Below are 18,972 nucleotides of genomic sequence, written 5' to 3' on the forward strand. Positions count from 1 at the left end.
CCCAAGGCTACGGAATGAAACGCCCGCCGCGCGGGTTGCGGCTGCACGTGACCTCCGCCCTGGACCGCCGCACCGACCACCGGGTGACGTTCGCGGTCCTCTGCGTCGGCGTGGCGTCGTTCTCGCTGCTCCAGTCGATGGTCACCCCGGTGCTGCCGACCATCCAGACGTCACTCGACACGGACCAGACGACGGTGACCTGGGTGCTCACGGCCTACCTCGTCTCCGCGTCCGTCTTCACCCCCATCATCGGCCGCATCGGCGACAAGGTCGGCAAGGAGCGGATGCTCGTCGTCGCGCTCGGCGCGCTCGCTGCCGGCTCGCTGCTGGCCGCGGTCGCCGGCTCCGTGGGCGTCATGATCGTCGCCCGCGTGGTCCAGGGCATCGGTGGCGGCGTGCTGCCGCTGACCTTCGGGATCATCCGCGACGAGTTCCCTCGGGAGAAGGTCGCCTCGGCGATCGGTACGTCGGCGGCGCTGCTCGCCGTCGGCGGCGGGGTCGGCCTGGTGATCGCCGGGCCGCTGGTCGAGGCGCTCAGCTACCACTGGCTCTTCTGGATCCCGCTCATCATGACGACCGGAGCAGCGCTCGCCGCCGCGATCTGGGTGCCGGAGTCGCCGGAGCGTGCGCCCGGTCGCATCAACCTCGGCGCCGCCCTGCTGCTCTCGGGCTGGCTGGTCGCGCTGCTCGTCGCCGTCAGCCAGGGCCACCACTGGGGCTGGACGTCCGGGCGGGTCGTCGGCCTCTTCGTCGCCGCCGCGGTCCTGCTACCGACCTGGGTCGTCGTCGAGGCACGCAGCGGCCAGCCGCTGGTCGACATGCGGATGATGCGGATCCCGACCGTGTGGACGGTCAACCTGGTCGCGCTGCTCTTCGGGTTCGGGATGTACTCGACGTTCGCGTTCCTCCCGCAGTTCCTGCAGACCCCTGAGTCCGCGGGGTACGGCTTCGGGGTGACCGTGAGCGAGTCGGGCCTGCTGCTGCTCCCGCAGACCGTGGCCAGCTTCGCCGGCGGCGTCGCCGCCGGTCGTCTCGCGGCCCGCTACGGCTCCCGGGCGCTGCTCGTGGTGGGCGCCGCGCTGACCGCGCTCGGCACGTTCGGGCTGACGTTCTTCCACGACCAGATCTGGATGGTCGTGGTCGAGTCGAGCGTCTGCGGCCTCGCCTTCGGGCTCGCGTTCGCGGCGATGTCGAACCTGGTCGTCGACGCGGTCCCGCAGTCGCAGACCGGGGTCGCGAGCGGCATGAACACCAACATCCGCACCGTCGGCGGTGCGATCGGCACGGCCGTCGTCGCGACCGTCGTCACCGGCACGCTCGCGCCGAGCGGCATCCCGGTCGAGGACGGCTACACCCGGGGCTTCCTGGTGCTGGCGGTCGTCGCGACCGCCGCCGCCGTCGTGGCCGCCTTCGTGCCCGTGGTCCGCGCCCGGACGCACGTCGTACCGGGCCCGCAGGCCGAGGCCGAGCGCGCCCGCGCCTCAAATGCACGCTGACCCGCCCGAAAGTTTCGGGCGGGTCAGCGCTCAGTGCGTGACGGTCAGTTGACGCGGACCGTCATGATCCCTCGCTTGTCCTTCGTCGAGAGGATCCGGATCTTCGTGCCGGTGCCGCCGACGATCACGCTGCCGCCCGGGTTGGCCTCGTCGTAGTAGGCGTAGGGGTCGGTGTCGTCGAACACCTTCACCCCGGCCCGGGGCCGCTCCACCAGCGTCGTGCGCTGGGTGCCACCGGCCGTCGCTGCCTGCCGGTGCAGGTCGAGCTTGTCGGTCTTCTCCAGCGTGAACGTCGCGTCGAAGGCCTGGATCCGGTTGCGCGCGACGGTGCCGTCGCTCCAGGTCAGCGCCTCGGGGTGGGCATCCACCGGCAGCGCCTCGCCACCGCCCGGGTGCTGGCTGGTGTTGTTGTCGGAGTAGAGCGTGTTGGCGTACCAGACCAGCAGGCCGTTCTGGTACGGGAAGCGCTCGACCCGGTCGGGCTGGTTGACGGTCCAGCCGAAGTTGTACGGGCCCTCCTTCAGCGTGCGGTCGTAGCCGGCGTACTGCCGGTTCTCGGCCAGGTAGTAGTGCTCGTACGGCACCGTGTAGCTGCCGTTCGTCACCACGATGAACCCGTCCCTGGTCCAGTCCGGCGCACCGTCCTCGACCCCGGTCGTCAGCGCCGTGCCGACCGCGATGTCGTCGACCTTGAACCCGACGCCGTGGGTGGCGGCGTCGTTGAACATCCGGAAGCGCACCATGGCGTCCTGGCCGGCGTACGTCGACAGGTCGGCCGTGAGGTCCACCCAGTCGCCACCGCTGTCGCCGGTGATGCCCTCACCGTCGTTCTGGCTGTTGGGGTCGGTGTTGGTTGACAGGTTGGTGTGCACCGGCGTGAACGTGGTGCCGCCGTCGGTCGAGATCTCGGCGTAGGCGTAGTCCCAGTCGGTCTCGATCTCGTAGTTGACCTTCGCGGTGAGCTGACCGCCCTCGGGGACGGTGAAGCTCGGGCTGGTCACGCTGGCGGTGCGCTCGTCGCCCTGACCGGAGTAGAAGTACTTCGAGCCGGACGCCGCGTCACCGACATCGATCGTCTCCTGGCCCGGGGGCAGGTTGACCAGCACGGCCTGGGCGTTCTTGGTCGCGTGGTAGGACGGGCCCATCTTCACCTCGGCGCGCCGACCGGCCGCCACCTGGGCGTAGTCGAGCCAGCCGAGGAAGAGCTTCTCGGTGGCGCCCATGTGGTTGGGCGTCGTGCCGATCGCGTCCTCGTGCTTGTGGCTCATCCAGGAGCCGGAGCTCATCAGGTTCCAGAAGCCGGTGCCGTTCTCGCCGCCGTTGGTGTCGTAGTAGTCCGGCAGACCGAGGTCGTGGGCGAACTCGTGGGCGAAGACGCCGAGGCCGCCGTTCTCCGGCTCGGTGGTGTAGTCGCGGATCCACAGGCCCGTGTCACCGATCTGGATGCCGCCGAACTTGGCGTTCTCGGGGCCGTCGGTGCGGTTGGGGTTGACGTACCAGCGGTGCGACCAGATCGCCCACTCGGGCGCGCCGGCCTCCTCGCCCTCACCGGCGTGGATCGCCTGGAAGTGGTCGATGTATCCGTCGGGCTCGTTGAAGACGCCGTCGCCGTCGTGGTCGAAGCGGTCCCAGATGTCGAACTGCTGGAGGTACGCCTTGATCTCGGCGTCGCTCCTGCCGGCCGCCACCTGCGCGTCGTACCACGCAGTCGCGCTGTCACCGATGAACCGCGTCATGTCGACGTTGGACTCGGTCTGGCCGTAGCTGGCCTCGTTGTGGGGGACCGTCACCCAGTCGGAGACGTCGCCCTCGAGGTCGAAGCGTCCGCTGGACATCTCCTTGTAGGCATCCTTGAACGACTCGCCGTCCTGCTCCGGCATGCCGTTGAAGAACATGTCGAGGAAGTGCTGGCGGTCGAAGTCGGGCTTCCAATAGGTGCTGTTGTCGTCGGGTCCGGGCTCCGGGATCTCGCCGGCGGCCGGTCCGGCCGGGGCGTCGGGGAACCGCGGATCGACCGTGCCGCCGAAGTCGACGAGGAAGGTGAGCAGCTGGGCCGTCTCCTGGGTGCCGTACTCGACCCACTGGCCCTTGCCGACCTTCACTGCTCGCGAGCCGCCGCGGGTCTGGATGTCCCGTTTGCCGGTGGCGACGAGCTCGACCGCCTTCTCCTTGAGCGCACGCCGCTTCGCCTCGAGGGGGTCGCGGCGGTCGTCCTTCTTGTGCTGCTTGATCTGCTGGGCTCCTGGTACCGAGTCGGCCGGCGGGGTCGCCGCGGCCAGTCCGGGCATGACGACGGCCGCGAGCGAAAGGCTCGCGGCCGCACCGAGGACGCCCGAGATGCGTCGCTTCAAGGTATTTCCTCCGAGAGTTGTCCGGCGTCCACGCTGGGTCGCCGTGTGGACCCCGATGCCCACGGACCGCACCTCATCACGCCGATCGGGGTCTGTAAAGACCCTCCCGCGTAAAGACCGCGTGTCGCCAAGATCTTCGGCCGTCAGAGTGCGGTGGAGGAGTTCGGCCTCAGGTCGGCGTCGGTGGTCGGGCCGGTCGAGACGCCGGCACCCGCAGGTCGGCGCCGCCACCAGGTCGACAGCACCAGGCCGGTGACGGTGTCCCAGAGCCCCCACATCGCGGCGACGAACGCGACCCCGCCCAGGTCCTCGAAGAAGGCCAGGGCGAGCACGAGCGCAAGGCCGGTGTTGCGCAGCCCGACCTCGAGCGTCATCGCCCGCACCCCCGGCTCGGGGAGCCTGGTCGCCCGGCCGCTGCCGTAGCCAACGACGAGCGAGAGGGCGTTCTGCAGGACGATCGCAACCGCGACGACACCGACGTAGTCGAGGAACAGGCCGAACTGGCCGGCCAGGGCGCCGACGATGATCAGGACGAGGAGCACCAGCGCGGCCGGCTCCACGACTTTACGGGCCCGCGCGGAGACGGCGGGGCGGAGCCAGGCGATGAGGATGCCCAGCGCGAAGGGCAGCGCGATCAGCAGGACCGCCTCGCCCACCATGTCCCACGGGTCGATTTGCACGTCGCGCAGGAGGGCCTCGGCCGCCGGGTTGAGCCCGCACCAGAAGGCCACCGCGACGGGCGTGACCGCCACCGCCGTCACCGTCGAGACGGTGGTCAGCGACACCGAGAGCGCGACGTCGCCGCGGGCGCGGTGCGTCAGCAGGTTCGACAGGTTCCCGGCCGGGCAGCAGACGACCAGGATCATGCCGATCGCGACCGAGCCGCGGACGTCGAGCACGAGCGTCAGCAGCACCGTCAGCCCCGGGGTCACGACGTACTGCGCCACGAGGCCGACCACGATCACCCACGGCCGGCGCACGACGTCGCGGAAGTCGTCGATCCTCGTGTCGAGGGCGATGCCGAAGAGGAACAGCGCGACGATGGCCTTCACACCGAACTGGAGTCCGTCGCTGATCTCGAGCTGCAACCGGTCGATGTCGGTCGCGAGCGCCGCGACGTACGCCGTCATGGCCGCACTGTAGTGGCCGCTAGTGTGCTTCTCGCGGCTCCACGCGTCGCAGGACGGGCGAGGCGAGCACGCCGTGCACCAGCACCGAGAGCACGACGGTGAAGGCGACCGTCGACCAGAGCCAGTCGGCGCCGAGCTCGTCGGCATGGCCGGCGGCGTAGGCGAGGTAGTAGATCGAGCCGACGCCGCGGACGCCGAAGAACGCGGCGGCCCGGCGCTGCCCTCGGTCGAGCCGCGGGTGCTCGTGGTGGGCGAAGGGTGCCAGCGCGACGAGCCCGGCGACGGGTCGGACCACGAAGACCAGCGCGAGGCCGAGCAGCACCCCGCGCCAGTCGAGGCTCTCGAGGAGGCCGCGACTGAGCGCGATGCCCAGCACGAGCAGCACGAAGAGCGTGAGCAGCCGCTCGAGGCGCTCGACGACCTCGTGCATCGCGGCGTGGTAGTCGTGCGCCCGCTCGGCGGACCGGAAGGTCAGCGCGCACACGAAGACGGAGAGGAAGCCGTAGCCCCCGACGACCTCGCCGACGCCGTACGCCGACACCAGGGCCGCCAGCGCCATCAACGACTCGCCACGCTCGGCGACCCGCAGCGACCGGCTGCGCGAGCGGAACGCGACGTACGCGAGCACCCGGCCCACCACGACACCGGCCGCGACCCCGATGACGACCTTGCCGACGAGGTAGAACCCGAGCCACTCCGCGATCCAGTGCTCGATGCCGCCCTCGGTGGCCAGCAGGATCGCGGCGTAGACGAACGGGAACGCGAGCCCGTCGTTGAGGCCCGCCTCCGAGGTGAGCGTGAACCGCAGCTCGTCGGTCTCGTCGACCTCGTGGTCACCGGTCTGGGGCCCGGCCACCTGCACGTCCGAGGCCAGCACCGGATCGGTGGGCGCCAGCACGGAGCCGAGCAGCAGGGCCGCAGCGGCCGAGAGCCCTGCGGCCCAGCCGAGCAGGGCGATCCCCGCGATGCTCAGCGGCATCGCGATGCCGAGCAGCCGCCAGGTCGTGCTCCACCGCGCCCAGGACCGCCGTCGGCGCGGGTCGAGGGGCCGGTCGATCGCCAGGCCGACGCCCATCAGCGCGACCAGGACGACCACCTCGGTGACGTGCTCGATCGCCGCGCGGTTCTCCTGGGGGTCCAGCGGCATCCCGTCGGGCAGCGGGGTGAGCCCGATCAGCAGCCCGACCCCGACCAGGACCATCGGCGCGGACACGGCCCACCGCTCCAGCAGCGCGGGCAGCACGACGGCGAGGAGCAGGCTCGCGCCGGCCACGACGTACACGAGGTCGGCGGTCACGTACGCCGCGTACCCCAGTGGCTCATGGCCCACGCGCCGCGCGGACCCGTCCTGAGCCTCAGACCGGGTTGGTCGCGGGGAGCTCGGTGTAGGGCAGGGCGCAGATGGTCAGGACGCGCGCCACGATGCCGCCCTCACGGGCACGCACCTCGATCTCGGCGCCGGCCTCGCGGCTCTGCCGCATCGCGACCGCGAGCACGCCGACGGCGAGGCTGGGGAAGAACTCGACCCCGGACAGGTCGACGACGAGGGCCTTCGTGTGCTGCTCGGTGTGCTTGGCCAGGTCTTCGCGGAACACCGCTCCGGCGAGCTCGTCGACCGAGCCCGCCACGTAGAGGACGTGCTGGTCGGCGTCGTACGACGCGGCGTAGGGCTTCTCTTCCACGCAGACACAGTAGACCGCCCGCCCGTCACCCGCTCGGGTGAGTTCCCGCCCGACCTCGACCTAATCCACCGCAGCCTGTTTCCCACCGGTCTCACTGGGAACACCTTGAGTGGCGCCGGCGACCGCACGGCGGCCGTCACACGATGTTGGGGGAGACATGACGCCGACCGGTCCGTCGACGCGGCTTCGCATCGCGCCGTCCGCGGCGTCGGCTCCGGTGGCCCGCACCGTGGTGCGCCGACTGCTCGACGACGCCGGTGTCGACACCGAGGTCCGCCAGACGGCAGAGCTGCTGGCCACCGAGCTCGTCAGCAACGCCGTGGAGCACGGGGGCGGCTCGTCGTACCTCGACGCCGTGGTCGGCCCCGACGCGGTCCGGCTCGAGGTCACGGACCCGAACCCGGCCCTGCCGACTCCGTCGCCGTCCCTGGACGACCTCGACGAGCGCGGCCGCGGCCTGCTCCTCATCGCCGCCCTCGCCTCGCGATGGGGTGCCGAGCGGCACCCGCCCGGCAAGACCGTCTGGTGCGAGATCGCCCTGGCCTGACTGGCGGCCGCGGTGCGCTCAGTCGTGCTTCACGTGCGCGTCGGGGCCTGGGTAGCAGAGTCCCTCGTGGCCGTCGTCCCACTGCACGACGTACGGCGGCTGGCCGTCGTCACCGCGCACCTCCACCACGACGCCCGCCCGTCCCGACGAGTGGTCCGTCGGCGCCTCCACGATGAGCCGATCTCCTACCGATGCGCGCATGCGTCCACGATGCTCCGACCCCGTCCGTGCCGCAAGGGTGCGGGCAGCGCGAGGGGCCGCCCCTGGCGGGACGGCCCCTGTCCTGACGCTGCGTGAGTGTCAGGCCTCGATGGCGGTGCGCTCGGAGTCGTCCCCACCCGCGCTGACCTCGATCTTGCGCGGCTTCGCCTTCTCCGCGACGGGCACGACGAGTCGCAGCACGCCGTCGGCGTAGGAAGCCTCGATCCGGTCCAGGTCGAGGTTGTCGCCCAGCACGAGCTGTCGGCTGAAGACGCCCTTCGGACGCTCGGAGGCGAGCGCCTCCCAGTCGCCGTTCCGGGCGACCCGCTCGGCGCGGACGGTGAGGACGTTGCGCTCGACGTCCAGGTCGATGGTCTCCTTCGCGACGCCCGGCAGGTCGAACTCGATCGTGAACCGGTCACCCTCGCGCCAGGCGTCCATCGGCATCACCGCGGGACGGTTGGTGGTGCCGAGCAGCTGCTGGGTCAGGCGGTCGAAGTCGCGGAACGGGTCGGTGGTGCGAAGCAACATCACATGTCCTCCTGGTTCTGGTTCCTCGGACCCTCACGAGGTGGGTCCCGTATCTATAACGCCGGATATAGGTTTCTTATATTCCAAAGAGGAGGTAAAATCAAGGCCGTGCCCGAACGAAGTCGAGGGGTGTTCGCGATCTCGGTCGCCGCCGAGATGGTGTCGATGGAGATCCAGAACCTGCGCGTCTACGAGCGCCGCGGCCTGCTCGAGCCCGACCGCACCTCGGGCGGCAGCAGGCTGTACAGCGCGGACGACATCGACCGGCTCCACCGGATCCGGGAGCTGCTCGCGGAGGGTCTCAACCTCGCTGGCATCGCCCACGTCCTCACGCTCGAGGCGCGCGTCGGCGCACTCGAGGCGGAGGTCACGCGACTGCGGCGATGAGGCCCGGCTCCGGGCGGCCGGGAAGATGGGTGCGTGGATGTCTCGACGACCCTCCTGCTCGTGCTGGCGGCTGTGGCCGCGATCGTCCTGACCCACCGCGTCGCTGAGCGCACCGGCCTCCCGGCGCCGGCGCTGCTCACGCTGATCGGCATCGCGTACGCCGTGCTGCCCGGCCCGAACGTCGAGCTCGACCCCCACCTCGTGCTCACGCTGCTGATCCCGCCGCTGCTCTACAGCGCGGCGCTCGACTCGAGCCTCCTGGCGATCCGCGACAACCTGCGCACGGTGGTCAGCCTGTCGGTGCTGCTCGTGGTGGCCACCGCGCTCCTGGTCGGCGCCGGCTTCGCGCTCTTCGTCACCGGAGCCACCCTGGCCGCCGGGGTCGCGCTCGGCGCGGCGATCGCCCCCCCAGACCCGGTCGCGGCGCTGGCCGTCGGACGCAGGGTCGGCCTGCCGCCACGGCTGCTCACCCTGATCCAGGGCGAGGGTCTGCTCAACGACGCCACCGCGCTGACGCTGCTCACGGTCGCGGTGTCGGCGGCGACCGGCGAGGGGTTCTCAACCTGGTCCGCGGCGGCCCAGTTCGTGGTGGCGGCCGCCGGCGGCGTGCTCGTCGGCTTCCTGATCGCGTACGCGGTGCGCTGGACGCGTCGGTGGTCGCAGGACCCGCTGATCCTCAACGTCGTCTCGCTGGCGACCCCGTTCGTGGCCTACCTGGTGGGCGAGGAGCTGCACGTCTCCGGCGTCCTGGCCGTCGTGATCGCCGGGCTCGCCGTCGGCCACGACAGCCCGCGCTCGGTCTCGGGTGCCAGCCGGCTGCAGGTCAACGCGGTCTGGCGACTCGTGAGCTTCCTCCTCGAGGGTCTCGTCTTCCTGCTCATCGGCCAGCAGCTGCCGACCGTCGTGCGGGGGCTGCACGAGTACGACACGTCCACGATCGTCGTCGCCGCGTCGATCAGCGTCGGCGTAGCCCTCCTGCTCCGGCCGGCCTGGCTGGTGGTCACCCAGCTGCTCCCGCGTCCGCTGCACACCCGACTCGGCGGCGGCGCGCACGAGACGCTCAGCGCCCGCGAGGTGCTCGTGCTGAGCTGGGCCGGCACCCGCGGCGTCATCACGCTCGCCGCGATCTACACGCTGCCGCGGTCCACCGACAGCGGCGCGCCCTTCCCGGACCGCAACCTGCTGATCTTCTGTGCGTTCCTCGTCGTGCTGGTGACCCTGGTCGGGCAGGGTGTGACGTTCGCGCCGCTGGTGCGGATGCTCGGCCTGCGGGCGAACGCCGTCGACCAGGCCCGCCTGCGCAACGAGGCGCGCTCCGCGGCCGCACGAGCGGGGCTGGCCCGGCTCGAGGAGCTCGAGGAGCGCGAGCACGGCGCCGGGGAGGACGGCGCGATCGCAACGCTCCGCGCGCAGCTCGAGCACCGGCTGGCGCGCTACCAGCAGCGCCTCGACGCGCTCGAGGACGCGGACGAGCAGATCCCGGCCAACTCGGCGTACGAGGCCGCGGTCCGCCTCCACCTCGCCGTCATCGAGGCCGAGCGCGAGGAGCTCCTCCGGATGCGCGAGACCGGCCAGCTCCCCGACGCCAGCCTCCGGGTGCTCGAGCGCGAGCTCGACCACCGCGAGGTCCTGCTGCCGCCGCGGCGCTGAGCGCTCCGGCGTACCCCTCCTCGCGACGGGGCACTGTGGGGGCATGAGGACTCACGCTCCCGCGACCGCCCTCCGGCCGACCGTGCCTGCTCTCGCGCCCGGGAGCCGCCGGCGGGCATGAGCACGACCACCGCCGTGCGCCGTGCGCGCTCGGCCGCCCGCGCCCACCCGGCCTACTTCCTCGCGGTCAAGGCCGCCGTCGCGACGATGCTCGCGTGGCTGGTGGTCGGGCCGATCGGCGGCTTCGCCGCGGAGTACCCCTACTACGCACCGCTCGGCGCCCTGGCCGTCGTGTCGACCTCGGTCGCGGTCTCGATGCGCAGCTCGGTCGAGGTCGTCGTCGCGATCCTGCTCGGCGCCGCCATCGCGCTGGCCGCCCAGCTCCTGCCGCTCCCCGAGCCGATCCCGCTCGGTCTGGCCGTGATCGTCGCCAGCCTGGTCGCGGCCTCGGGCGTGGCCGGCGCGATGGGCAGCTGGGTGCCGCTCGCCGCGATGTTCGTGCTGGTCGCCGGCGCCGGCGAGTCGATCGAGTACTCCGCGGCGTACGCCGGCCTCACCGCCGTCGGCGCGCTCGTCGGGGTCGCGGTGAACGTCGCGCTGCCGCAGCTGCTGCTCACCCCGGCGGCGATCGCCCAGGACCAGCTCCGGGCGCAGCTCGCCGACCGGCTCGACGAGCTCGCCGACGCGCTCGAGCAGGAGGTCGTCAACGAGCTGGACTGGAACGCGCTGCGCCACTCGCTCGACCGCACGGCCCGCAGCGCCTCCGACCTCATCGCCCAGGCCCGCGACGCCCGCCGCGCGAACTGGAAGGCCGCCCGCTGGGCAGGGGCCGCCGACCATCAAGAGGTCCGCGCCGAGGCGCTGCGCAGCCTCGCCTCCTGCGTCGACGAGGTGATCGCCCTCGTCGCCGACCAGCGCGCCGAGATCCGCAACGACGACGACGCTGCCGCGGAGCTCCGCGGCCGGGCCTCGGCGGCCCTCCGTGCCGTCGCCACCCTCCTGCGCGACTCGACCACGCTCGTCGACGCGCGCGACGCCGTCTCCGCCCTCCGGTCGGAGGTCGTCCGGGCCCAGGCCCGCACCGGCGACCACCACTTCGCCGCCGCGGCCATCACGCTCAACCTCGAGCAGGCGGTCGAGGCGTGGAGCTGAGGCCCGCCGAGGGTTGGCGTCAGGTGGTGGCGACGCCGGGGATCGTGTAGCCGTTGATCGAGCTCGCCCAGCCGGCGTACTCGAGGTCCCACTGCCGATCGAAGTAGCGCAGCGGCACGGTGCCGACCGTGCCGGCTCCGCCCGCGTCGGACGAGCGCACCAGGCCGTTGCCGAGCGAGATCGCGACGTGGCCGTAGCCGTTGCTGCCGCCGGTCCAGTAGACCGCCGCGCCGCGCGGCGGGCTCGCGTCGCCCGGGTGCCGGCCGCGCGCGTGCCGCCACGCCGTCGTGGCGTCGGCGTACCGCGACGGCACCCCGGCCTGCTCGCGGGCCCACTCCAGGCACTGCCCGGGCACGTTGACGGCGGACGACTTCGCCGCAGCGACGGTCTGGACCGCGTTGCTCGACGCCAGCGGCGGCGCCGGGCGCGCCGGCCTGCGGTCGATGCGCTTGGCCTTGACGACGCGCTCGGCGTGGAACGCCGCCGGCGCCAGCTCCACGGACCGCCCCTCGGCGCGCTCGGCCGCGATCGCCGACGCGCCGATCCCGACCGCCATCACGACGAGGAACGGCCAGAGGGGCGAGGCGAGCGCGAGGCGCCAGGGCGTGGTGAACGGCGAAGACAAGCGGGATTCCTCTCGCGGCGGCAGTGGCCCACCGCACGGCGTTCCGCTCGTGCTCGGCTCGAGCGGGGGTGGGGCCGGTCGCAGGGCGCGCGCGTCCGGCGCGGCGTGAAACCTGCAGTAGTTGAAAACGCACGAGTCGCCCCGGTCATCCCCGTCCGGGGTGTGACGTCTGTCGCGGACCGGAGCTGTTCGAGGTGCGAGCTCGCCGCACCCACCGCCGCCGCGGGGGTCGAGGAGGTTGCGCCGGCGACCGCCGACGGTGGTTGAGGAGGTTGCGCCAGCAACCGTCTCGAAACCACCGAGACCCGCACGACCACGGTGGTTTCGAGACAGGCGCCAGGGCGCCTTCCTCAACCACCGACCTGCACGACTACGTCAGGCCGATCGCCGCAACCGGCCGGCGACGAACGGCACGACCAGCGCCAGAGCGGCGACGATCCACAGCACGATGCTGACTCGTCTCGACCAGCACCGACAGGTCACCCTCAGAGAGCAGCAGCGCGCGGCGCAGCTGGGTCTCGAAGAGCGGCCCCAGGATGAGCCCGACGATGGCGGGTGCGACCGGCACGTCGGCCATCGCCATCAGCACGCCCAGGGCGCCGATGACGTAGAGCACCAGCAGGTCGGCGAAGCCGCCGCCGGACGCGAGCGTGCCGAGCGTCGCGAACACCAGGATCCCGGCGTAGATCCCGCAGGCGGGGATCTGCAGCAGCTTCGCCCACATCTTCGCCAGCGGCAGGTTGAGCACGAGCAACATCACGTTGCCGACGTACAACGACGCCAGCAGCGCGTAGACCAGCGGCCCGGACTCGGTGAGGAGCTGCGGACCGGGCTGGAGTCCGTAGGACTGGAAGGCAGTCAGGATCACCGCGGCGGTCGCCGAGGTCGGCAGCCCGATCGTCAGCAGCGGTACCAGCACCCCGGCGGCGGCGGCGTTGTTGGCGGCCTCCGGGCCGGCGACGCCCTCGATCGCGCCGTGGCCGAACTCGTCCTTGTGCTTCGAGAGCCGCCTCTCGGTGGCGTAGGAGAGGAACGTCGGGATCTCCGCGCCGCCGGCGGGCAGCGCGCCGATCGGAAGGCCGTACGCCGTGCCGCGAAGCCACGCCGGCCAGGAGCGGCGGAAGTCCTGCCGGCTCATCACCGGCACGCCGCGCAGGGGTGTGACCGTGCCACCGCCCCCGCCGCGCAGCGCATGGGAGAAGACCTCGCCAATCGCGAAGAGGGCGATGACCACGACCACGACGTCGATGCCGTCGAGCAGGGTCGGTACGCCGAAGGTGAGCCGCGCCTGGCCGCTCTGGGACTCGATGCCGACCAGGCCGATCGCCAGCCCGATCAGCAGCGACGCGAAGCCCTTGAGCGTGGAGTCGCCGAGCAGGCTCGCGACCGTCACGAACGCGATCGCCATCAGCGCGACGTAGTCGGCCGGTGTGAAGTCGACGGCGATCTCGGCGAAGGGCTGCGCCACGAAGGCGAGCCGGTGCGCGAGGTCGCGGTCGCCTCCCGCTTCGGCGTCTCCCGTACGCCGGTCCGCGAGGCCCTGCGCCGCCTCGAGCACGACCGCCTCCTGGTCCCCTCCTCGCGGGGACTCGTGGTCCGCGGTGTCGACACCGACGAGGTCATCCAGATCTACACCGTGCGGATCCTGCTCGAGGGCGAGGCTGCCTCCGAGGCCGCCTCCGCCCGCACCCAGGCCGACCTCCTGCGCCTCGAGTCCCTCCTCGACCGCGACCGCTCCCTCTCCGATCCGCCGGACGCGACCCGCGCCGAGGCGAACACCGAGTTCCACGAGGCAGTCTGGAACGCCACCCACAACGGCGTCCTCCAGGACCTCCTCCAGCGCCTGACGATCCACCTCGTGCGCACGCCGCACTCCACCCTCTCCGCCCCCGGCCGCTGGGACGAGGCCCTCGACGAGCACGCCGGCGTCCTCGACGCCATCCGCGACCGCGACCCCGACGCCGCCCGCGAGCGCGCCGCCGCCCACATGACCAGGGCCCGCGAGATCCGCCTCGACCTCCTGCGCCGACACGGGGTCACCAGCCTGCGGTGACCCGGCCGGTGCGCGTCGGATCCAGACCGCATGATCGAAGCCGCGCGTCGCACGGGCGGGCAGGTGCCGTCCTCAGCTGCGCAGGTAGGACGCTCCGTTGACGTCGATGATCGTGCCGGTGGAGAACCTCGCCTCCGGCGACGCCAGCCACAGCACCGCGGCGGCGACCTCCTCCGGCCGCGCCACCCGGCCGAACGGCGACTGCGCCCGCACCGCGTCGCCACCGGGTCCGTCGAGGACCTCCCGAGCCATCTCGGTCTGCACGAACCCGGGCGCCACCGTCCCCACCGTGATGCCCTCCGGCGCGAGCGCGACCGCCAGCGACTGGCCGAAGGCGTTCATCCCGGCCTTCGACGCGCCGTAGGCGGGGTTCCTCGGCTCGCCGCGGAACGCGCCCCGGCTCGACACGTCGACGATCGCCCCGCCACCCGCCGACCGCAGGTGCGGGATCGCGCAGAACGCCGCGTTCGCCGCGCCGACCAGGTTGGTGGCCAGGGTCCGAGACCAGGCGTCCTGCCACTCCGCGTACGACGTGGTCAGCGGCGGGTGCGCGACGAAGATCCCGGCGTTGTTGACGAGCACGTCGAGCCGGCCGAGCCGCTCCGCCGCGTCGTCCACGGCCCGACGCACCGCCTCCGCGTCGGTCATGTCCGCCTGCACCGTGACGTGGCCGTCGCCGGGCAGCGACGCCACGACCCCCTCCGCTCTCGCGGCCGAGGATCCGTAGTGCACCGCGACGCGGTCGCCCTGCGCCGCGAAGGCGCGCACGATCGCGGCTCCGATGCCGCGCGACCCGCCGGTCACCAGCACGCCGCGGTCGGTCATCGCGCGACCTCCGCAACTCCGGCGAGCAGCCGCTCGACGTCGTCTGCGCTGGTGTACGGCGCCAGACCCGCCCGCACCGCGCCGGTGTCCCCGAGCCCGAGCCATCGGGAGGCCTCGATCGCATAGAAGCTGCTGGCCGGTGCGTTCACGCCCGCCGTCGCGAGGTGCTCGTAGACCGCGCGGTCCTCGCGGCCGGCGACCGAGAAGAACACCGTCGGCGTCCGTCGCTTCGGGTGGCCGTGCAGCGTGACCTGCGGGATCGCCCGCAGGCCGTCCAGCAACCGCTCGAGCAACTGGTCCTCGTACTCCTCGACCACCCGCAGCGACGCGAGCACCCGGGTCCGCCGGTCCGCGGCGTCCGACGTGAGCCCCGCGATGTAGTCGATCGCCGCGGTCGTCCCGGCGAGCAGCTCGTAGGGCAGCGTCCCGAGCTCGAACCGCTCCGGCACCTGGTCGGTCGACGGCAGCAGCTTGTCCGGGTTGATCCGCTCCAGCAGCGTGGGGTCGGCGACGACGACGCCGTGGTGCGGTCCGAAGAACTTGTACGGCGAGCACGCGTAGAAGTCGGCCCCGAGCTGCGTGACGTCCACGGCCGCGTGCGGCGTCAGGTGCACCCCGTCCACGTACAGCAGTGCCCCCGCCTCGTGCACGGCCTGCGCGATCGCCGGGATGTCCGGCCGCGTGCCCAGCACGTTCGACGCTCCGGTGACGGCAACGACCTTCGTCCGCCCGGACAGCTCCGCCCGCACCTCGTCGGGGCTCAGCTCAGCGGTCTCCCGGTCGAACCCGACCCACCGCACGGCCGCACCCACGTGCTCCGCCGCCTGCACCCACGGCCGCACGTTCCCGTCGTGGTCGAGCCGCGTCACCACCACCTCGTCGCCCGGCCCCCACTCCTTCGCGAGCGCCCGCGACACGTCGTACGTCGCCTGCGTCATCGACCGCGCGAAGACCACGCCGGCCGCATCGCACCCGAGCAGGTCCGCCACCGCGCTTCGTGCCCCGGTGACGACGTCCTCGGCGCGGCGCTCGGAGGCCGTGACGGCGCCCCGGTTGGAGACTCCCGACGTCATCGTCTGCGCGATCGCCTCCGCGACCTGCCGCGGCACCTGGGTGCCGCCGGGCCCGTCGAAGTACGCGATGCCCTGGTCGAGGGCCGGGAAGTCCTTGCGGACGCGGTCGATGTCGAGGGTCATGTCGCCATCATGGCCCGCCGGCCCCGTCGACGTTCTGAGGTCATGCGTCCCGAGCACCCGCGTGCTCGCAACCGATGACGTCCGGGCGACGACCGGGTGAGTCGCCGAGGGGCCCGACGCCGGGGAGGCATCGGGCCCCTCGGGGAGCGCCTCGGTCAGCTGCAGCCGCTGGTGCTGCCGCAGCCCTCGCAGACGTAGCAGGAGCCGGCGGGGCGCATCTTGGTGCCGCAGGTGAAGCAGAGCGGGCTGTCGATCGCCGTGCCGGTGATCTGCTCGAGGAGCTCGGCGCTGGTGTGGGCGCCCGACGGAGCCGGCTTCGAGGTCGCCACGTCGGTGGCTTCGAGATCGCCGTGGCCGGCCTCCTCGACCTCCGTGGCCTCGGCCTCGGGGTCGTCGGCGCGGAGCTCGATCGCCGGGGCGAGGAGCTCGGCGGCGGTGTTGCCGTGGTCGTCGAGGGGCTCGTAGGAGCCGGTCTCGAGGTAGCGCTGGCGCTCCTCGGCCGAGTAGATGCCCAGGCCCTGGCGGGTCTCGAAGTCCAGGTAGTCCAGCGCCAGGCGGCGGAAGACGTAGTCCATGACCGACTGGGCCATCCGGATGTCGGCGTCGTCGGTGAGGCCGGCGGGCTCGAACCGCTGGTTGGTGTACTTCGAGACGAACGTCTCCAGCGGCACGCCGTACTGCAGGCCGATCGAGATCGCGATCGAGAAGGCGTCCATCACGCCGGCCAGGGTCGAGCCCTGCTTGCCCAGCTTGAGGAAGATCTCGCCGAGCGAGCCGTCCTCGTGGGCACCCGAGGTCATGTAGCCCTCGGCGCCACCGACCGTGAAGGAGGTGGTGCGCGAGACACGGGACTTCGGGAGGCGCTTGCGGACCGGGGCGTAGACGATCTTCTCGACGACCTTCGGCTCGGCGTCCGACTCGACGGTCGCGTCGTCCTTCTTGGCCTTCGCGTCGGCGAGCGGCTGGCCCACCTTGGCGTTGTCGCGGTAGATGGCCGTGGCCTTCAGCCCGAGCTTCCAGGACTGGACGTAGATGTCCTCGACGTCCTCGATCGTCGCGCTCTCCGGGAGGTTGACGGTCTTGCTGATCGCGCCGGAGAGGAACGGCTGCGCCGCCGCCATCATCCGCACGTGGCCCATCGGCTTGAGGGCGCGGGCACCCATCGCGCAGTCGAAGACCTCGTAGTGCTCGGTCTTCAGGCCGGGCGCGTCGACCACGTGGCCGTGCTCGGCGATGTAGGCGACGATCGCCTCGACCTGCTCCGACTGGTAGCCGAGCTTCGTCAGCGCGCGCGGCACGGTCTGGTTGACGATCTGCATCGAGCCGCCGCCGACGAGCTTCTTGAACTTCACCAGCGAGAAGTCGGGCTCGATGCCGGTGGTGTCGCAGTCCATCATGAAGCCGATGGTGCCGGTCGGCGCGAGCACCGAGGCCTGCGCGTTGCGGAAGCCGTTGGCCTGGCCGAGCTTGATCACCTCGGCCCACGCCTGGGTCGCCAGCTTGTGCACCTGGCTGTCGGCGATGTGCAGCGTGCGCACCGTGTCGTTGGCCGCCTGGTGCTTGCGCATGACCCGCTTGTGGGCCTCGGCGTTGCGGGCGTAGCCGTGGTAGGGGCCGACGATGCCGGCGAGCTCCGCGGACCGCTTGTACGACGTGCCGGTCATCAGCGAGGTGATCGTCGCCGCCATCGCGCGGCCGCCGTCGGAGTCGTAGCCCAGGCCCATCGCCATCAGCAGCGCGCCGAGGTTGGCGTAGCCGATGCCGAGCTGGCGGTAGTCGACCGTGGTCTGGCCGATCGCCTCGGTCGGGAAGTCGGCGAAGCAGATCGAGATGTCCATCGCGGTGATGATCAGCTCGACGGCCTTCGCGAACAGCTCGGCGTCGAAGGTGTCGTCCTCCTTGAGGAACTTCAGCAGGTTGAGCGACGCCAGGTTGCAGGAGGAGTTGTCGAGCGACATGTACTCCGAGCACGGGTTGGACGCGGTGATCCGGCCGGTCTCGGGGTTGGTGTGCCAGTCGTTGATGGTGTCGTCGTACTGCAGGCCGGGGTCGGCGCACTCCCACGCCGCGGTCGCGATCTTGCGGAACAGCTCGCGGGCGTCGACGCGCTCGATGACCTCGTGGGTCTTGCGGGCACGCAGTCCGAAGTCGGTGCCGTCCTCGACCGCACGCATGAACTCGTCGGTGACGCGGACGGAGTTGTTGGCGTTCTGGTACTGGACCGAGGTGATGTCCTTGCCACCGAGGTCCATGTCGAAGCCGGCGTCGCGCAGCGCGCGGATCTTGTCCTCCTCGCGCGCCTTGGTCTCGACGAACTCCTCGATGTCGGGGTGGTCGACGTCGAGCACGACCATCTTCGCCGCGCGCCGGGTCGCGCCGCCGGACTTGATGGTGCCGGCCGAGGCGTCGGCGCCGCGCATGAAGGAGACCGGGCCGCTCGCCGTACCGCCGGAGGACAGCAGCTCCTTGGAGGAGCGGATGCGGGAGAGGTTCAGGCCGGCGCCGGAGCCGCCCTTGAAGATGAAACCCTCCTCCTTGTACCAGTTCAGGATCGAGTCCATCGAGTCGTCGACGGACAGGATGAAGCAGGCGGAGACCTGCTGCGGCGACGAGGTGCCGACGTTGAACCAGACCGGGGAGTTGAACGAGAAGTACTGGTGGGCGAGCAGCCAGGTGAGCTCGTGCTCGAAGACCTCGGCGTCGGCCTCGGTGGCGAAGTAGCCGTGGTCGATGCCGGCCCTGGTGTAGGTCTTCACCACCCGGTCGACGATGTGCTTGAGGCTCCACTCGCGGGCGTCGGTGCCGACCGCGCCGCGGAAGTACTTGGTCGTGACGATGGTCGAGGCGTTGACCGACCAGAAGTCGGGGAACTCCACGCCGCGCTGCTCGAAGACCGTCTCACCGGTCTTCCAGTTGGTCTGCACGACGTCGCGGCGCTCCCACGTGATCTCGTCGTAGGGATGCACGCCGGCGGTGCTGAAGACCCGCTCGATCCTCAGCCCCGCGCCCTTCCTGGTCTTGCCCTTGCCCTGTCCCTGGGCCTGGGCTCCGCCACTCACCGTCTCGGTCATCCCTCTTCGTCCCGTCTCTCGAGGTTGGTGTGCTGGTTTCGATCATCACTGCCGCCACCGACAGTGCGGCGGCCT

Annotated in this window: 17 protein-coding genes; 6 read left to right on the plus strand and 11 right to left on the minus strand. The window is 71.7% G+C overall.

Annotation, left to right across the window (positions count from 1 at the left end; genetic code table 11):
• Positions 1 to 47 precede the first annotated feature (47 nt).
• Complete coding sequence (locus tag PZ894_RS18995) at positions 48 to 1,496, plus strand: MFS transporter (protein WP_275747214.1); 1,449 nt, start codon at positions 48 to 50, stop codon at positions 1,494 to 1,496.
• 44 nt (positions 1,497 to 1,540) lie between these two features.
• Here PZ894_RS18995 and PZ894_RS19000 read toward each other — a convergent pair whose 3' ends face one another.
• The 4 genes from PZ894_RS19000 to PZ894_RS19015 form a co-directional block, all read right to left on the minus strand.
• Positions 1,541 to 3,847, minus strand: coding sequence for an immune inhibitor A domain-containing protein (locus PZ894_RS19000; protein WP_275747216.1), 2,307 nt, complete (start codon positions 3,845 to 3,847; stop codon positions 1,541 to 1,543).
• A gap of 143 nt (positions 3,848 to 3,990) precedes the next feature.
• Complete coding sequence (locus PZ894_RS19005; RefSeq protein WP_275747218.1) at positions 3,991 to 4,977, minus strand: bile acid:sodium symporter family protein; 987 nt, start codon at positions 4,975 to 4,977, stop codon at positions 3,991 to 3,993.
• Positions 4,978 to 4,996: 19 nt separating this feature from the next.
• A complete protein-coding gene (locus PZ894_RS19010) occupies positions 4,997 to 6,307 on the minus strand; it encodes a cation:proton antiporter (protein WP_275747219.1) in 1,311 nt (436 codons plus the stop codon).
• Positions 6,308 to 6,332: 25 nt separating this feature from the next.
• Entirely contained in the window at positions 6,333 to 6,659 is a 327-nt protein-coding gene (locus tag PZ894_RS19015) for an STAS domain-containing protein (RefSeq protein ID WP_275747221.1), read from the minus strand.
• A 157-nt stretch (positions 6,660 to 6,816) separates the two neighbouring features.
• Between PZ894_RS19015 and PZ894_RS19020 the strand changes: the two genes are divergently transcribed.
• Positions 6,817 to 7,206, plus strand: a complete 390-nt coding sequence (locus PZ894_RS19020; protein ID WP_275747223.1) for an ATP-binding protein — start codon at positions 6,817 to 6,819, stop codon at positions 7,204 to 7,206.
• Positions 7,207 to 7,224: 18 nt separating this feature from the next.
• Here the strand turns inward: PZ894_RS19020 and PZ894_RS19025 are convergent, their stop codons facing one another.
• Together PZ894_RS19025 and PZ894_RS19030 are read right to left on the minus strand one after the other, a co-directional pair.
• A complete protein-coding gene (locus PZ894_RS19025) occupies positions 7,225 to 7,407 on the minus strand; it encodes a DUF1918 domain-containing protein (RefSeq protein WP_275747225.1) in 183 nt (60 codons plus the stop codon).
• Between the two features lie 99 nt (positions 7,408 to 7,506).
• Positions 7,507 to 7,938 carry an Hsp20 family protein gene (locus tag PZ894_RS19030; protein ID WP_275747227.1) on the minus strand — a complete coding sequence of 144 codons (432 nt, stop codon included), beginning with the start codon at positions 7,936 to 7,938 and terminating at the stop codon, positions 7,507 to 7,509.
• A gap of 108 nt (positions 7,939 to 8,046) precedes the next feature.
• Here PZ894_RS19030 and PZ894_RS19035 point away from each other — a divergent pair, with 108 nt between their 5' ends.
• The 3 genes from PZ894_RS19035 to PZ894_RS19045 all read left to right on the plus strand — a co-directional run bounded on the left by PZ894_RS19035 (position 8,047) and on the right by PZ894_RS19045 (position 11,127).
• Positions 8,047 to 8,325 carry a MerR family transcriptional regulator gene (locus tag PZ894_RS19035; protein ID WP_275747228.1) on the plus strand — a complete coding sequence of 93 codons (279 nt, stop codon included), beginning with the start codon at positions 8,047 to 8,049 and terminating at the stop codon, positions 8,323 to 8,325.
• A 33-nt stretch (positions 8,326 to 8,358) separates the two neighbouring features.
• Positions 8,359 to 9,975 (plus strand): Na+/H+ antiporter, encoded by a 1,617-nt coding sequence (locus PZ894_RS19040; protein ID WP_275747229.1) that lies wholly within the window; start codon positions 8,359 to 8,361, stop codon positions 9,973 to 9,975.
• A gap of 117 nt (positions 9,976 to 10,092) precedes the next feature.
• Entirely contained in the window at positions 10,093 to 11,127 is a 1,035-nt protein-coding gene (locus PZ894_RS19045) for a hypothetical protein (protein WP_275747231.1), read from the plus strand.
• Between the two features lie 19 nt (positions 11,128 to 11,146).
• Here the strand turns inward: PZ894_RS19045 and PZ894_RS19050 are convergent, their stop codons facing one another.
• Both PZ894_RS19050 and PZ894_RS19055 read right to left on the minus strand, forming a co-directional pair.
• A complete protein-coding gene (locus PZ894_RS19050; RefSeq protein ID WP_275747233.1) occupies positions 11,147 to 11,752 on the minus strand; it encodes a CHAP domain-containing protein in 606 nt (201 codons plus the stop codon).
• 370 nt (positions 11,753 to 12,122) lie between these two features.
• The gene (locus tag PZ894_RS19055) at positions 12,123 to 13,220 is read right to left on the minus strand and encodes a tripartite tricarboxylate transporter permease (RefSeq protein WP_275747234.1); all 1,098 of its coding nucleotides are present in this window, start codon (positions 13,218 to 13,220) and stop codon (positions 12,123 to 12,125) included.
• A gap of 12 nt (positions 13,221 to 13,232) precedes the next feature.
• On the opposite strand from PZ894_RS19055, the gene PZ894_RS19060 reads away from it, so the two are divergent.
• Positions 13,233 to 13,805, plus strand: coding sequence for a GntR family transcriptional regulator (locus PZ894_RS19060; protein WP_275747236.1), 573 nt, complete (start codon positions 13,233 to 13,235; stop codon positions 13,803 to 13,805).
• A 72-nt stretch (positions 13,806 to 13,877) separates the two neighbouring features.
• Here PZ894_RS19060 and PZ894_RS19065 read toward each other — a convergent pair whose 3' ends face one another.
• The 3 genes from PZ894_RS19065 to PZ894_RS19075 all read right to left on the minus strand — a co-directional run bounded on the left by PZ894_RS19065 (position 13,878) and on the right by PZ894_RS19075 (position 18,897).
• A complete protein-coding gene (locus PZ894_RS19065) occupies positions 13,878 to 14,630 on the minus strand; it encodes an SDR family oxidoreductase (protein WP_275747238.1) in 753 nt (250 codons plus the stop codon).
• On the minus strand, positions 14,627 to 15,826 hold the full coding sequence (locus PZ894_RS19070) for a cysteine desulfurase-like protein (protein WP_275747239.1): 1,200 nt from the start codon (positions 15,824 to 15,826) through the stop codon (positions 14,627 to 14,629). Before PZ894_RS19070 ends, PZ894_RS19065 begins: the two co-directional genes overlap by 4 nt.
• 155 nt (positions 15,827 to 15,981) lie before the next feature.
• Positions 15,982 to 18,897 carry a vitamin B12-dependent ribonucleotide reductase gene (locus PZ894_RS19075; RefSeq protein WP_275747240.1) on the minus strand — a complete coding sequence of 972 codons (2,916 nt, stop codon included), beginning with the start codon at positions 18,895 to 18,897 and terminating at the stop codon, positions 15,982 to 15,984.
• Between the last annotated feature and the right edge of the window lie 75 nt (positions 18,898 to 18,972).

The sequence above is a fragment of the Nocardioides sp. YIM 152315 genome (assembly GCF_029210375.1).
Classification (GTDB): Bacteria; Actinomycetota; Actinomycetes; order Propionibacteriales; family Nocardioidaceae; genus Nocardioides.